The sequence below is a fragment of the Sulfurimonas sp. genome, assembly GCF_026196735.1.
GTDB lineage: Bacteria > Campylobacterota > Campylobacteria > Campylobacterales > Sulfurimonadaceae > Sulfurimonas.
In genome coordinates, this window is sequence record NZ_JAPHUF010000012.1 from 263330 (window position 1) to 276470 (window position 13141).

A 13141-nucleotide genomic window follows, 5' to 3' on the forward strand; every position below is an offset into this window, starting at 1 on the left:
TAAAGTGAAAAGTTGTATGATTGGTGCTAAGGTAAAAAGATAGGAGTTGACATGTTAGACTCTGTATTACTGCGAATTGCAAAAAGTGCAATACTTAGCAGGCTTGATGATAGTTACTCTTTTGATAAAGAGAAACTTTTAGATGAGTATCCTTTTTTAAAAAAAGAGGGTGCGGCGTTTGTAACGCTTAAGTGCAACAATGATTTACGAGGTTGTATAGGCTCGGTTGTTGCATATAGAATCCTTTTAGACGATGTTATAAGCAATGCTGTATCAGCTGGTTTTAGTGACCCAAGATTTCAACCCCTGACCGCAGACGAACTTCCATATCTTACACTTGAAGTTTCAGTTTTAAGTGAGCCTGAGATTTTAGAGTATGAAGGTTTTGAAGATTTGTGCAAAAAAATCACGCCTCATGTCGATGGTCTTATTTTAAAACATGAGATTTATCAAGGGACATTTTTACCTCAGGTTTGGAAACAACTTCCAACTCCAAAACTTTTTTTAGAACATCTCAGCATGAAAGCCGGTTCATCCTTGGCTATTTATGAAGAGCATCCGACAATATATAGATATAGTGTCGATGCAATAGAGGAGGATTTTGATGAAGTACTACCGCTATGAAGATGAAGATCACATCACATGTATTTTATGTAAACACTACTGCTCTTTAAAAAAAGATGCGCACGGTATATGTGGAATTAACTTTAACATAGACTCAAAACTTGTCAATAAAACCTACGGTCATCCAAGCGCACTTCACATAGACCCTATAGAGAAAAAGCCTCTTTATCATTTTTTACCATCGTCGCGTTCACTCTCTTTGGGAACAGTTGGATGTAATTTTAGGTGTCCATTTTGTCAGAACTACACAATATCTCAAACAACAGAAATTGATGAGAGTGTTGAGTATTCTCCAGAAGATATTGTAAAGCTTGCAGTTGAAAACAAGACTGAGAGTATCAGTTATACATACAACGAACCGACAATCTGGTACCCTTACGCTAAAGATATCGGTGTTTTGGCAAAAGCTAAAGGTATAAAGAATGTTTTTGTATCAAGCGGATATGAATCTCATGAAGTTTTAGAGGACATGAAATCTTGGCTAGATGCTGCAAATATTGACCTAAAAAGCTTTTCACATGATTACTATAAAAAAGTTTTAAAGACAAATCTGGATGGTGTTTTAGAGTCACTTATAGCATTTGCAAAAAGTGATATATGGCTCGAAATTACAACTTTGCTTATTCCAGGTGTAAATGACTCCGAAGAAGAGATAGATAAGATGGCAGAGTTTATCTCTACAAAACTTGGAAGAGATGTTCCGTGGCATTTTAGTGCTTTTCATCCTGATTATAAAATGCTTGATACTCCAAGTACAAGCTTAAAAAGTATGCTTAAAGCCAAAGAGATAGCACATGGTCATGGTATCAAATATGTATATCTTGGAAATATTCAAAATGACAGCTCTACATATTGCCCAAAATGCAAAAGCAAGCTGGTAGACAGAGCTGGATTTCGTTCACATATGGAGACAATCGTAGATTCAAAATGCGCATCATGCGGTGAGTTTATACAAGGAGTTTGGTCATGAAAAGAGATATGAGTGTAGCAGGTAGCTTTTATCCGGCAAGAGCAGTTGAACTTGAGAGGTATTTCGAGCATTTTAGTGGGGTTTATGACGAAGATTTCACATTACCAAAACTACAAAGCCGCGCAGTAATTGTTCCGCATGCCGGTTATATTTACTCTGGCTATACTGCAAATATTGCATACAGAATTTTACAAAATTCCGGCATAAAAAATATCTTGGTTATTGGACCATCGCATAGAGTGGCTTTTGAGGGTGCAAGTCTTTGTGATTATTCAAGCTATGAAACTCCTTTTGGAGATATAAAAAGTTCACAAAATCTATATGAAAGTTTAAACGACAACTTCTCTTTAGAGTGCATAACAAGTGCGCATCAAGAGCACTCTACGGAAGTACAGTTTCCTTTTATAAAGCATTATTTAGATGATACTAATATAGTTGAAATAGTATATAGCAATGCAAAACCGGAATACATTTCAGAGATTATAGATTTTGTTTTAGAGCAAAAAGATTGCGGAGTGATAATTAGTACAGACTTAAGCCATTTTTATGATTTGGATGACGCAAACAAACTTGACAATATATGTCTGTCTGCTATTGATGAGTTAGATGTAGATATGCTTGGCAAAGGGTGTGAGGCATGCGGTATGATTGGTGTCCAAGCAATGATTTCAAGTGCTAAAAAATTGGGATTATCTTCAAATATACTTGACTATAGAACAAGCGCAGATGCCAGTGGAGATGAGAGTAGAGTCGTTGGATATGTGAGTGCATGTTTTGTTGGATAAATCAAATATATTTGAAGCAATACCAAGCAATTTAAAAGAGGAGTTATTTGAAGAGATAGTTTCAAAAGATGGCATAAAAATAGAGCGAATAATCTCTTACGGACATACAACAGCACAAAATGAGTGGTATAACCAAGATAGTGACGAGTGGGTGATTTTACTTCAAGGTGAGGCTGTTATTTCTTTTGAAAACAGAGATGAAGTTAGATTAAAAGCAGGGGATTATCTTAATATCACAGCCAATACAAAACACAGAGTCTCTTGGACAAAACCCAATGCACAGACTATTTGGCTGGCTGTGCATTATTAGCCAAAAGAAGTGTTTTTAGTTCGCTAATCTCTTCTCTTAGTTTTATTAATTCATTTTTTGTGCTGTTATCACAGGTATGCACTTCATCTATAATGTTGGTCTCTTCACTTTTATTTATTTCCGCCATAGCATCAACTACAACAGCGACAATAAGATTTATCATAATGAAAGTTACCATAAATATAAATGGAACAAAAAATGTCCATGCATATGGATGTACTTCCATTAAAGGTCTAACAATACCCATTGACCACGATTCTAGAGTCATAATTTGAAATAAAGTATAAAAAGACTCGCCTAAGCTACCAAACCACAAAGGAAAAGTGTCTCCATAAAGTTCTGTTGCCATAATAGCAAATATATAAAAGAACAACATAAGCAGTGCAGCTATAGAGGTCATCCCTGGAATTACGCTAATTAAAGCCATAAGCACTTTTCTCATTTGCGGAACAACCGTTATAAGCCTAAGCAGTCTTAATACTCTTAAAATTCTTAGTATTTCAAATCCAGCACTTGCAGGAACAAGGGATATAGCTACAATAGTAAAATCAAATAAACTCCAACCATCTTTAAAAAAGGATAGCCTGTGGGCGTATATTCTTAAAATAATTTCTATCGTAAACACACTCACTACAAACATGTCAAATGTTTCTATAAAGACTCCAACGCTGAGCATCATGGAGTCTGATGTAGAAATACCCATCGTAATGCCGTTTAAAACGATAAGTAAAATGATAAAGTTAATAAACTTACTGTTTTGTACAAGCTGTAAAACTTTCTCTTGCATATTAAACCTCTGTATAATTTTCGAGATTTTAGCGAAGTTAGTTAAACTAAAAATCTTTATCTTTGCTTACTAATTTTTTATTCTGTTTTTAAATCCGGTATTTATGCGTAAGCGAAGACCAAAGTGGTAAGCACTTGTTATTGCTTTTTTAAGTAAGTAAGCTTTGTAGCCTTTTACTTTTATGAATCCAAACATCTCTCCAACAGCATAATTGCCGCCAAGTGCAACAAACACACCTTCAACCTTGCCGTTGAATGGTTTTGATTTATGGCCGTCTATTCTCTGTCTGATAGTTTTTGCCGCATACTCCGCACTTTTTTCCGCTATCTGCGCTGTTGGCGGCAGTATATTGCCATTGTTGTCTTTTATTTCAACACAATCACCCAAGGCAAAGACATTTTTTTTGCCTTGGATATTGAGCTGAGAGTCTGGAATAAACTGATCAACTTTGTTTTTTTCACTTTCTATTGAAGAGTTAAGAGTGCTTGCTTTGATTCCGCCTGTAAAAACCATAAAAGAGTACTTGAGTTTTTGAGCGTCTTTGAAGTAGATAAATGATTCATCAAGGTTATTGATAAAAGTATTTGTTAGGATTTTAATATCAAGTTTTTCTAATCTTTTATGTGTGTTGGTGATAGTGTATTTTCCCATGCCCGGCAGGATTGTATCACTTGCATCTATAAGGTAAATCTTAAGGTCTTTTGCCGCTTCGCCTATGGTCTTGGTGTGAACTTGAATAACATGCGCCATTTCTGCTGCAACTTCCACACCGCTGAGTCCTGCACCGCCTATGACAATGTTTATCTCATCTTCATCAGACTCTTTTGTAGCAAGTAATTTTTTGTATATCAAATCTTCAAATTTTTGTCTAAAAGAGTGGGCTCTTTGTAAATCTTTAATACCGAGACTATGCTCTTTTAAACCATCAATAAATGAAAAAAAGTTAGTCTCTGCTCCCGTTGCTATGATGAGATAATCATAAAATATATCCGTTTTATTTAAACTCACACTCTGTTTTTCAAAGTCGATGAGCTTTACCTCTTCATGTATAAAATTGACTCTATCTTTAAAGCCTGTGCACCAACTGCTTAGATTGATAGCAACATCATGCAGATCAAACCTTCCTGCAATATATCCGTAAGCTTCCGTTTGAAGATAATGGTATGGATTTTTATCTATTAAAGTTACATGTACATCTTCATATTTGTGTAAAAACTCTATGGCTCTAAGACCGCCATATCCACCGCCGATTACTACTACATGTTTAGTCAATATTTGTTTCCTGCACTTTATTGGGTAATTGTAGGGCTAAAAGCTTTTGTGCTGACATTTACAACATCACCGATATTTAAATTTTTTGTTTCATCTTCACCCACTACTACTTCAACTAGCTGTTGTCCTATGGCTATAATGGCTATAAAAATCACATCAACTTTTTTTATCTCTAAAAGCTCACCTTCAAAAGAAAATTTTTGACTTCCTTTAGTGCGAAGAAGTACATCTTTTGTAGAACCATCATTTATGATTTTGCCATCTTCTAAAACAAGAACACGGTTGCTAAGTCTATATATCTCACTAGGGTCGTGACTAACCATAATAGTAGTAGTTTTAAACTCTTTATGAAGAGCGATGATTTCGTTTTGAAGTTTGCTTCTCATGACTGGATCAAGGGCAGAGAGCGGCTCATCTAACAGTAGGATTTTTGGTCTTTTCATCATAGCACGACACAGAGCAACTCTTTGTTTTTGTCCGCCGCTTAGTGTGCTTGGGCTTCTATCTTTTAGCTCGGTTAACTCTGTTACATGTAAAAGATGATTAGCTAGGACTAAATCCTTTTTTACATACAGCAGATTTTGCAAAACACTCATATTATCAAACAGCGCATAGTCCTGAAATACAAAACCGATTTCTCTTTTTTGAACTGCTTTGCATATGTTATTATCAAGCCAGATTTCTTCTTCTACATGTATAATGCCATTAGCTTCTTCAAGTCCGGCTAAAATTCGTAAAAGTGTAGTTTTTCCACTTCCGCTTTTTCCGCTTAGTGCTACAAAATCGCCATCTTTTATTTCAAAATTTACATCTAACTGCATATCTGCACTAGCACCGTGAAGTTTTTTGTTTATAGCTATATGTATCATTTTATAAATCCGGAAAACTTCTGTTTTTGGTTAAAAGTGTAAACACCAAGAAGAACTAAAAAGCTCATAACAAGCATAATCCCACTATAAATATGAGCAGATGTATAGTCCATAATCTCAACCATCTCATAGATAGCGACAGAAGCAACTTTTGTCTCATCAGGTATGCTCCCGCCAATCATAAGAACAACTCCAAATTCTCCGACCGTATGAGCAAATGTAACGATTATGGCAGTCATAAGAGCCGGCTTGATATTTGGCAAGGCAACTTTTAAAACTGTAGTAAATCTACTTTTGCCACTTATGTATGATGCTTCAAGCATATTTTTATTGAGACTTTCAAAACCGCTTTGAAGTGGTTGGACCATAAATGGAAGAGAGTAAAAGCAGCTTGCAATTACAAGACCGGTGAAATTGAAGATTAAATCAATCCCTAGAGTTTCTTTAAAAAACGCTCCGATAGGAGAGTTGTAAGAGAGTGCATAGAGTATATAAAATCCTATAACTGAGGGAGGTAAAACAATAGGTAATGCTGTGATTGCCTCTAAAAACGGTTTTGATTTTGAAGTAGTTTGCGATAGGTACCAAGCAAGAGGCAGACACAAAATAAAAAGAATAAGAGTCGTTATGCCAGCAAGTTTAAATGATAATAAAAATGGTGTATAGTTAATGCTGTTTAAAATATCAATCATCACAACACTTCCACTATCGAGAGCTCATTTGCTTTTATAAAAGCAGTAACTTCATCATCTACATGTAGATTCATTCTATCACTAGAGTCTCGTGTAATAATAGACTCCAAACTTGTACTTTCTGCTTGTAGTTTTATGCTGCTTAAAAGTTCGCCGTTGTCTACATGTATGATTTTTACATGTAGTTGATTTGAGTAGGAAACTTCACCGCTAAAACCTTTGGCAATTGCTATATGTGTTGCTTTTGTGCCAAGTTTGACTTTCGCTCCAACTTTTACACTCTCAGGAAGTTCCAAGCTCATCATACTTAGGGTTACACCCTCAAAATCAAACTTTACAATGTTGAGGTTCTCAACACTTTTTATCTCTTTTACATGGGCTACAAGGGTGTTCATGGTGTTAAGTATCCATAATTTAGAAATATTTTTTTTGCTTTTTCGCTCAAGATAAAATCATAAAAAGCTTTTGCCTCTTTTGAGGTTTTTAGTATCACTATACCTTGGTTTATCGGAGTGTATAGTTTTGAATCTATTTCTATCCAGTTAACACCTCTTTTAAATTTTGACATACGAGATGAGTAAAGAGATGATTTAGCAATAATTCCGATGTCAGTTGCCGTTAAAGTGTAAGAGACTGTTTGAGCAATTGATTCACCGTAAACAAGTTTATGTTTTATACTTTGAAGTATTTTTGCATTTTGTAAAGCTTCAAATGCTGCTTTTCCATATGGAGCGGTTTTAGGATTTGCAATAGCTATTCTTCGTATTCTTTCATCTTTTAAAAAGTTTATACCCTTAGAAAAATCAATATTTTTATTACTCAGCATTGCTAGCGAGCCTTGAGCGTAAACAACAGGTTCAATGAGTGCTATTTTGTCTTCATAAAGCCTGTTTGGATATTTCATATTTGCAGACATAAATAGATCAAATGACGCACCGTTAGATATTTGTGCTGTTAGTTTTCCGCTACTTCCAAGTGTTACTACTACTTTTACATCTGGGTGAGTTTTATTGAACTCTTTTATCAAATCATCAATTGCGTAGCTGACATTTGCTGCAACAGCTATTTTTATATCTGAAGCATTTATTGAAGTTAGTATTGTAAAAAGTAGTAAAAAAAGATACTTCAATGCGTGTCCTGATGTAATATTATTTGAATAATAACATTAATAGAGTAAAATAACGAAATTATTCAACAAAGGAAAATAATTATGGCAAGAGCAACGGCGAGACACATATTGGTAGATAGCGAAGAAAAATGTAATGAGTTGAAAACAGAGATAGAAAACGGCGCTTCATTTGAAGAAGCTGCACAGCAAAATTCTCAATGTCCATCAGGTGCACAAGGCGGAGATTTAGGTGAGTTTGGACCGGGCCAAATGGTTCCTGAGTTTGATAAAGCGGTATTTAGCGGTGAGGTAGGAGTTGTTCAAGGTCCTATACAAACACAGTTTGGATACCACCTTTTAGAAGTTACAAGTAGAAGTTAAGGGTAAAAAAATGGTAAAAGTATCTGCAATTCAAATGAGTATGAGCGAAGATAAAGAGGCTAATGTTTCTAAAGCGGAAGATTTAGTCAAAGAAGCTCATAAAAATGGTGCGCAGATAATACTTTTACCAGAACTCTTTGAAGGTTTGTACTTTTGTAAAGATATGGATAGTAAGTATTTTTCTTGGGCAAAACCTCTAGAAAATAACGAGTTAATACAACGCTTTGCTGTTTTGGCAAAAGAGTTACATGTAGTTATATTAGTTAGTTATTTTGAAAAAAGTGAAGATAAATATTTTAATTCACTCGTAGTTATAGATGCCGATGGAAGTGTTATGGATAACTACCGCAAAACACACATACCAGATGGTCCTGGATATGAAGAAAAATTTTACTTCAAACCGGGTGATAGCGGTTTTAAAGTTTATGATACAGCTTACGGGAAGATAGGTGCAGGCATATGCTGGGACCAGTGGTTTTGTGAGACAGCAAGAGCCTTAACTCTTATGGGAGCTGAGATTATATTTTATCCGACCGCCATAGGAAGTGAACCGGAAATCAAACTTGATTCAAAAGAGCACTGGCAGAGAGTTCAGATGGGTCATGCTGCTACAAATACAGTGCCGGTTGTAGTTGCCAACCGGATTGGCAAAGAGATTGGTGAGAGTTGCTCTTTGACCTTTTACGGCTCATCATTTATAACCGACTATACAGGTGCCAAGATTGCAGAAGCTTCTCGTGATAAAGAGGAGATAATCTACGCTGATTTTGATTTGCAAGATAACAAAAAACAAAGAGAGTACTGGGGTCTCATAAGAGATAGACGACCTGAAACTTATGAAATTTTGTGCAAGTAATACATCAAGAGTATAGTTAGGAAATGTTCAAAACTTTGTGTCAGATCGATAGAATATTAAATTCTAAAGGAATGACTTATGAAACAACAGTTCAATATGAATGAGGCACTTGAACTCGTAAAGCAAGGTGCCAGGATGGATGGTAAAGATGAAATATTTGCTTTACTGATTAAAGAACCTACTGAAGCAGCTCAAGAAGTTTAACTTTTTTGTTCCATGATCCCTTAAGGTTTGCGGAACTTTGCAGTTTTTACTTTTTAAACATTTTGTAGAACACGGAGAGCCAATATGAGTGCTTCATGTACCAAATATAAGAAGTTGTGCAATGGTTGTTTCACATAAAGGTATCACACAATAGGACTGCTACAATAAGTGATTAATATACTTTCAATAAATTATTTCCCACTCTTCTATATTTCCTTCAATTCTAACAAAGAGTGGATGAATTTCTATCTTTTTTTGGTTTTTTAATTTATCATAGCGGCTTGGATCACGATCCTTCAGTTTAATCAATAGATGTTTAAATTCATATGTAATCTGACCTTCAGTAACTTCTATTTGATGACAGTTTCCATTTTTAACTATTTTATTTCTGTTAAAGTTATACTCTCTACTATCAGCTTCATCAACAATATAATGAAGATAGCATGAAATAGCATTTATAGGATCTTCCAAATTTTTAAATCTATTAAGTTGTGGATGATTTTTATATCCTTTGGTTTTACCAAGCAAAACATTTTGTGCTAATAGTGTTTCTCTCCATAATGCAACCAAACCTTTTGAATCTAAATAAGATGGATGTATAGACCATAATCTCAAAAATCAACCTTTTTCAATTTGTAAAAAATTACCATAATACATCAATCGAGTTTAATATAATATAACTTTTCTTTTTAATCAAATTTAATTATGCTGCAAAAACTGTTCTTTCTGGAGCAAAAAATATAACATATTTATACTATAACAAGACTCTAAAGAAAAACTATTGTATCTATTAATTAGTTTTATTTATCTATAATAAAGTTTATATTAACTACAATATAGTTAATAAATAAAAGGAGTTATTATGCTAAAAGCTTTATTTGGTTCTAAAGATAAAGAACTTGTATTGCAGTATCTTCTTTCAAAACAAGAGGGTTATGCAAGTAAAATCGCAAGATTTTATAATCTAAAACCATCTCAAATTTTAAAACAGTTAGAAGCATTAGAAGATGGAGATGTCCTTGTGAGTTTTCAAGTTGGAAGAACAAGGTTATATAAATTTAATCCTAGATATTATTTTTACCCTGAATTAGAAGCTCTTTTAAAAAAATCAAGAGATACTTATCCTGATGATTTAAAAGAAAATCTTTTGTTCAATAGAACTGCTCCAAGAAAGAAAAACAAAAAATATATCTTAAAAGGTGACACAGTTGAAACCGAACTTTAAAAAAATGAAGCCTATTGAGATAGCTTCTTATGTATGTGAAGAGCTTTTAAAAATAGATGTGAAAACAACTTTATCAGGTGGTTTTTGTGTTGAAGTGTACAGCTTTGGTGAATATACATCTATGGATATTGATTTAATAGATCAAAGTATAAATAAGCACAATGAAATCAAGAAAAAAATGCAGCAACTTGGCTTCAAACAAGAGGGTAAAAATTATAGACACCCAGACACTCCATATACAGTTGAGTTCCCATCTAGCCCTTTAGCCATAGGTCAAGAACTAATACATGAAAAGGATATAGCTGAAATAGAAACAGAATATGGAGTTTTAAGAATTATTACACCTACTGATAGTGTTAAGGACAGGTTAGCGGCATATTATCATTGGAAAGATGAACGTTCATTAGAACAAGCTATTTTGGTTGCTACTAAACATAAAGTAGATTTTGAGTCTATTAGAAAATGGAGTGTTTTAGAAGATTCGGAAGATAAATTTAAAGAATTTATTAAACTATTTAATAAAAGATAAAAAAATATTTCCATAAATTGATTATAAAGTTATAGTTGTTCCTATTCAAAAGAAAGGAGTCAACTATGAATGTTGGTTATGCAAGAGTTTCTACTTCTAGCCAAAATCTTGAGAATCAAATGGAGTAAGTAGTAAAGTATTGAATAGATTTCACAATTTTCTTCTAGCTATTTATTCAAGGAACATTGTAGCGAAAACACATAAATTATTAGTGATTAACAGAATATGGGGCGAGTTCCACAACCTGTAGGTTTTGGAACATTCTCTAAGTTTCAAACTAAATTGTTGAACTATAATATAATTTTAATGATTATCGGTTATTGACACAAAACTCTGAACGGTCTCTATAGTTACTAACTCTTTGAGTAATGGTTGAGTTTATTTAGTAACTTTTGACCTTTTTCTATCTGCAGAGATATGATGTCAAGTTCTTCTTGTAAGTCGATTTTTTCATTCAAACTTAAAGCGCTGTGAAATGACTTATAAATTTTTACTCTTCGTTTTTTCAGCTTTTTTAGAAGCTTTTTTATAGATTTCTTTTTTCCGCTTATCTTGAAATCATCTAGTCCTAAAGTCTCTGTGACCATATTGACAAATTTTTTTATTCCCATTTCTAATCCTTTTTGTCTAAAATCAAATTAACATCACTATCGCTGATAATCATATCTTCATGTAAGCTTTTTATATCGCTGCTTTTATCTATAAATAGGATTTCTGCCATAGCAATCAAATTTTTTCTTATATTGTATGCATAGGTGCTGTCGTTCATCAATGAAGTTGCCATTTGGTTTGTGATAAGACGATTTCTAATCAAATTATCCAGAGTTCCGTTGGCAATTATGTCGTATTTTTCGGTATGAACTTTAGCTTTTGAGATTAACAAGACTATCTCATCTTCTTCACTACTGATAGAGATTGTATTGATATGTCTTAAGAGTTCTGCCAGATTTCTTTTTATATTGTTATACTCCTCTTTTATGTGTTTATTTGGGTTGGCAGAGTATTTGATGATATTTTTTTGTAGATGTTTTGTATCTTTTATGGCTTCAACCATATCTCTATTTGCTATTTTTAGCTTATATAACTGCTCTACATGTTCGGGTTGTATATTGGCATTTGATTGTGCTTTTGTACAAAAATCTATTATTTCGCCGTAAATATCTTTTATCTTGTGATGATAAAATTTTTCAATATCTATATATTTTTTAGAGTAGTGCTCTTTTACTACTTCGTCTAAATCCATGGAGGATGTTATATTGGACCTTTTTAAATTCAGTCCATGAGCTATGATTTCAAAAGCATTTTCATACAGATGTTTTGTCTCCATTATAATTGCTCCGATGGAAGCCTCAGGAAATTCTAGCGCAGAATCATTAAGGTATTTAACACTGTCAAAACCTATGTCATCTTTTGATGGTTTTTCTTTAAAGGTAGTCTCTAAAACTTTAACCAGCTTGTTTATAAACGGCAGCATCAACAAAACACCAAGTGTATTGAAAATTGTATGAAAAATCGCAAGCTTTATAGTGTAGTTATCATCAGCTATACCAAGCTTAAGTGCTATAAAATCTACCATATAGATTAATTGATATATAAAAATAATTGCTATTAATCCCGTAGAAGCATTGAAGATAAGATGAGCAGCGGCGAGTCTTTTACCGCTTATATTTGAGCTAAGCGAGCCAATAATCGCGGTTACAGTTGTACCTATGTTTGCTCCTATTGCCAATGCTAAAGCATTCTCATAACTGATTTGTCCAGCTGCCAAAGCGGTTATAATCAATACTAACGAAGCGTGAGATGACTGCATGATTACAGTTGCTAATACGCCCATAGCGGTAAATATAAGTAATCCTTTTATCCCACCGACTGAATAGCTTGAAAGATCAATGATATTTTTAAAAGCTTCAAATCCTTCTTTCATGTAGTGGATTCCAAGAAACAAAAATCCCAAACCGGTGAGTATATAACCAACACCCTTTAAAGATGAGCTTTTTTGAAAGATAAAAATTACACCAAAAACAAGCATGGGCATAGCGTACGATGCTATATCAACTTTAAGACCAAGTGCCGCTACCAGCCACGCTCCCGTAGTTGTTCCTAGATTGGCTCCAAAGACTATACCTATTCCTTGAGAAAGCCCAATCAATCCTGCACCCAAAAAGGAGATAGTCAGTATGGAAACTAAAGAACTTGACTGCATAAAAGTCGTACTTATTACGCCAAAGAGTATACTTTTGTAAGTTTTGTCAGTATAGTTTTTTAAAAAGCGCTCTAGTATGCCACCTGAAAAGGCTTTGAACCCTTGTTCCATAGATAACATACCAAGTAGAAATATTGCCACTCCACTGGAAATCTCTTTAAAATCCGGACTCATCCAAAATCCATATGCCAGCACAAGCAAAATAGCAGGTAAAAATACATTTTTTAGCACAGCAAAACCATCCTATAATTATCGATATTTAAAGTATAGCTTTTTAAAGCTTGTGATACTTTGATAAAAATAATGATGATGCATGCACTACTCGT

The 13141-nt window shown here is 33.9% G+C and carries 18 protein-coding genes; 9 read left to right on the top strand and 9 right to left on the bottom strand.

Annotated features, from left to right (window positions below; all coding sequences use genetic code 11):
• Positions 1–51: 51 nt before the first annotated feature.
• From amrA to OQK60_RS07595, 4 genes are read left to right on the top strand one after another with little or no spacing between them, the layout of a single operon-like run.
• Positions 52–624: an AmmeMemoRadiSam system protein A gene (gene amrA, locus OQK60_RS07580; RefSeq protein WP_297685672.1), complete on the top strand. Its 573-nt coding sequence runs from the start codon at positions 52–54 to the stop codon at positions 622–624.
• Positions 605–1594, top strand: coding sequence for an AmmeMemoRadiSam system radical SAM enzyme (gene amrS / locus OQK60_RS07585; RefSeq protein WP_297685674.1), 990 nt, complete (start codon positions 605–607; stop codon positions 1592–1594). The genes amrA and amrS overlap by 20 nt, the downstream gene beginning before the upstream one ends.
• Positions 1591–2379: an AmmeMemoRadiSam system protein B gene (gene amrB, locus OQK60_RS07590; RefSeq protein WP_297685676.1), complete on the top strand. Its 789-nt coding sequence runs from the start codon at positions 1591–1593 to the stop codon at positions 2377–2379. The genes amrS and amrB overlap by 4 nt, the downstream gene beginning before the upstream one ends.
• Complete coding sequence (locus OQK60_RS07595; protein ID WP_297685678.1) at positions 2360–2689, top strand: cupin domain-containing protein; 330 nt, start codon at positions 2360–2362, stop codon at positions 2687–2689. The genes amrB and OQK60_RS07595 overlap by 20 nt, the downstream gene beginning before the upstream one ends.
• Here OQK60_RS07595 and OQK60_RS07600 read toward each other — a convergent pair.
• From OQK60_RS07600 to modA, 6 genes are all read right to left on the bottom strand, one after another.
• Entirely contained in the window at positions 2664–3476 is an 813-nt protein-coding gene (locus OQK60_RS07600; protein ID WP_297685680.1) for an ion transporter, read from the bottom strand. The two genes, OQK60_RS07595 and OQK60_RS07600, sit on opposite strands and share 26 nt — an antisense overlap.
• A gap of 69 nt (positions 3477–3545) precedes the next feature.
• Positions 3546–4748 carry an FAD-dependent oxidoreductase gene (locus tag OQK60_RS07605; protein WP_297685682.1) on the bottom strand — a complete coding sequence of 401 codons (1203 nt, stop codon included), beginning with the start codon at positions 4746–4748 and terminating at the stop codon, positions 3546–3548.
• Positions 4749–4765: 17 nt separating this feature from the next.
• The gene (locus tag OQK60_RS07610; RefSeq protein ID WP_297685684.1) at positions 4766–5617 is read right to left on the bottom strand and encodes an ATP-binding cassette domain-containing protein; all 852 of its coding nucleotides are present in this window, start codon (positions 5615–5617) and stop codon (positions 4766–4768) included.
• Positions 5614–6309, bottom strand: a complete 696-nt coding sequence (gene modB / locus OQK60_RS07615) for a molybdate ABC transporter permease subunit (protein WP_297686244.1) — start codon at positions 6307–6309, stop codon at positions 5614–5616. The genes OQK60_RS07610 and modB overlap by 4 nt, the downstream gene beginning before the upstream one ends.
• Positions 6309–6704, bottom strand: a complete 396-nt coding sequence (locus OQK60_RS07620; protein WP_297685686.1) for a TOBE domain-containing protein — start codon at positions 6702–6704, stop codon at positions 6309–6311. Before OQK60_RS07620 ends, modB begins: the two co-directional genes overlap by 1 nt.
• The gene (gene modA, locus OQK60_RS07625) at positions 6701–7438 is read right to left on the bottom strand and encodes a molybdate ABC transporter substrate-binding protein (protein WP_297685689.1); all 738 of its coding nucleotides are present in this window, start codon (positions 7436–7438) and stop codon (positions 6701–6703) included. The genes OQK60_RS07620 and modA overlap by 4 nt, the downstream gene beginning before the upstream one ends.
• Before the next feature lie 81 nt (positions 7439–7519).
• Here modA and OQK60_RS07630 point away from each other — a divergent pair, with 81 nt between their 5' ends.
• The 3 genes from OQK60_RS07630 to OQK60_RS07640 all read left to right on the top strand — a co-directional run bounded on the left by OQK60_RS07630 (position 7520) and on the right by OQK60_RS07640 (position 8858).
• On the top strand, positions 7520–7798 hold the full coding sequence (locus tag OQK60_RS07630; protein ID WP_297685691.1) for a peptidylprolyl isomerase: 279 nt from the start codon (positions 7520–7522) through the stop codon (positions 7796–7798).
• 10 nt (positions 7799–7808) lie between these two features.
• Positions 7809–8654, top strand: a complete 846-nt coding sequence (aguB, locus tag OQK60_RS07635; protein ID WP_297685693.1) for an N-carbamoylputrescine amidase — start codon at positions 7809–7811, stop codon at positions 8652–8654.
• A 78-nt stretch (positions 8655–8732) separates the two neighbouring features.
• Positions 8733–8858 carry a hypothetical protein gene (locus OQK60_RS07640; protein WP_297685695.1) on the top strand — a complete coding sequence of 42 codons (126 nt, stop codon included), beginning with the start codon at positions 8733–8735 and terminating at the stop codon, positions 8856–8858.
• A 183-nt stretch (positions 8859–9041) separates the two neighbouring features.
• Here the strand turns inward: OQK60_RS07640 and OQK60_RS07645 are convergent, their stop codons facing one another.
• A complete protein-coding gene (locus OQK60_RS07645; RefSeq protein ID WP_297685697.1) occupies positions 9042–9473 on the bottom strand; it encodes a pyrimidine dimer DNA glycosylase/endonuclease V in 432 nt (143 codons plus the stop codon).
• Between the two features lie 247 nt (positions 9474–9720).
• Here OQK60_RS07645 and OQK60_RS07650 point away from each other — a divergent pair, with 247 nt between their 5' ends.
• Together OQK60_RS07650 and OQK60_RS07655 are read left to right on the top strand one after the other, a co-directional pair.
• On the top strand, positions 9721–10083 hold the full coding sequence (locus OQK60_RS07650; protein WP_297685699.1) for a winged helix-turn-helix domain-containing protein: 363 nt from the start codon (positions 9721–9723) through the stop codon (positions 10081–10083).
• On the top strand, positions 10067–10612 hold the full coding sequence (locus OQK60_RS07655) for a hypothetical protein (RefSeq protein WP_297685701.1): 546 nt from the start codon (positions 10067–10069) through the stop codon (positions 10610–10612). The genes OQK60_RS07650 and OQK60_RS07655 overlap by 17 nt, the downstream gene beginning before the upstream one ends.
• A gap of 353 nt (positions 10613–10965) precedes the next feature.
• Here OQK60_RS07655 and OQK60_RS07660 read toward each other — a convergent pair whose 3' ends face one another.
• Together OQK60_RS07660 and OQK60_RS07665 are read right to left on the bottom strand one after the other, a co-directional pair.
• Complete coding sequence (locus tag OQK60_RS07660; protein ID WP_297685703.1) at positions 10966–11223, bottom strand: hypothetical protein; 258 nt, start codon at positions 11221–11223, stop codon at positions 10966–10968.
• A gap of 2 nt (positions 11224–11225) precedes the next feature.
• Positions 11226–13046 carry a Na/Pi symporter gene (locus OQK60_RS07665; RefSeq protein ID WP_297685705.1) on the bottom strand — a complete coding sequence of 607 codons (1821 nt, stop codon included), beginning with the start codon at positions 13044–13046 and terminating at the stop codon, positions 11226–11228.
• Between the last annotated feature and the right edge of the window lie 95 nt (positions 13047–13141).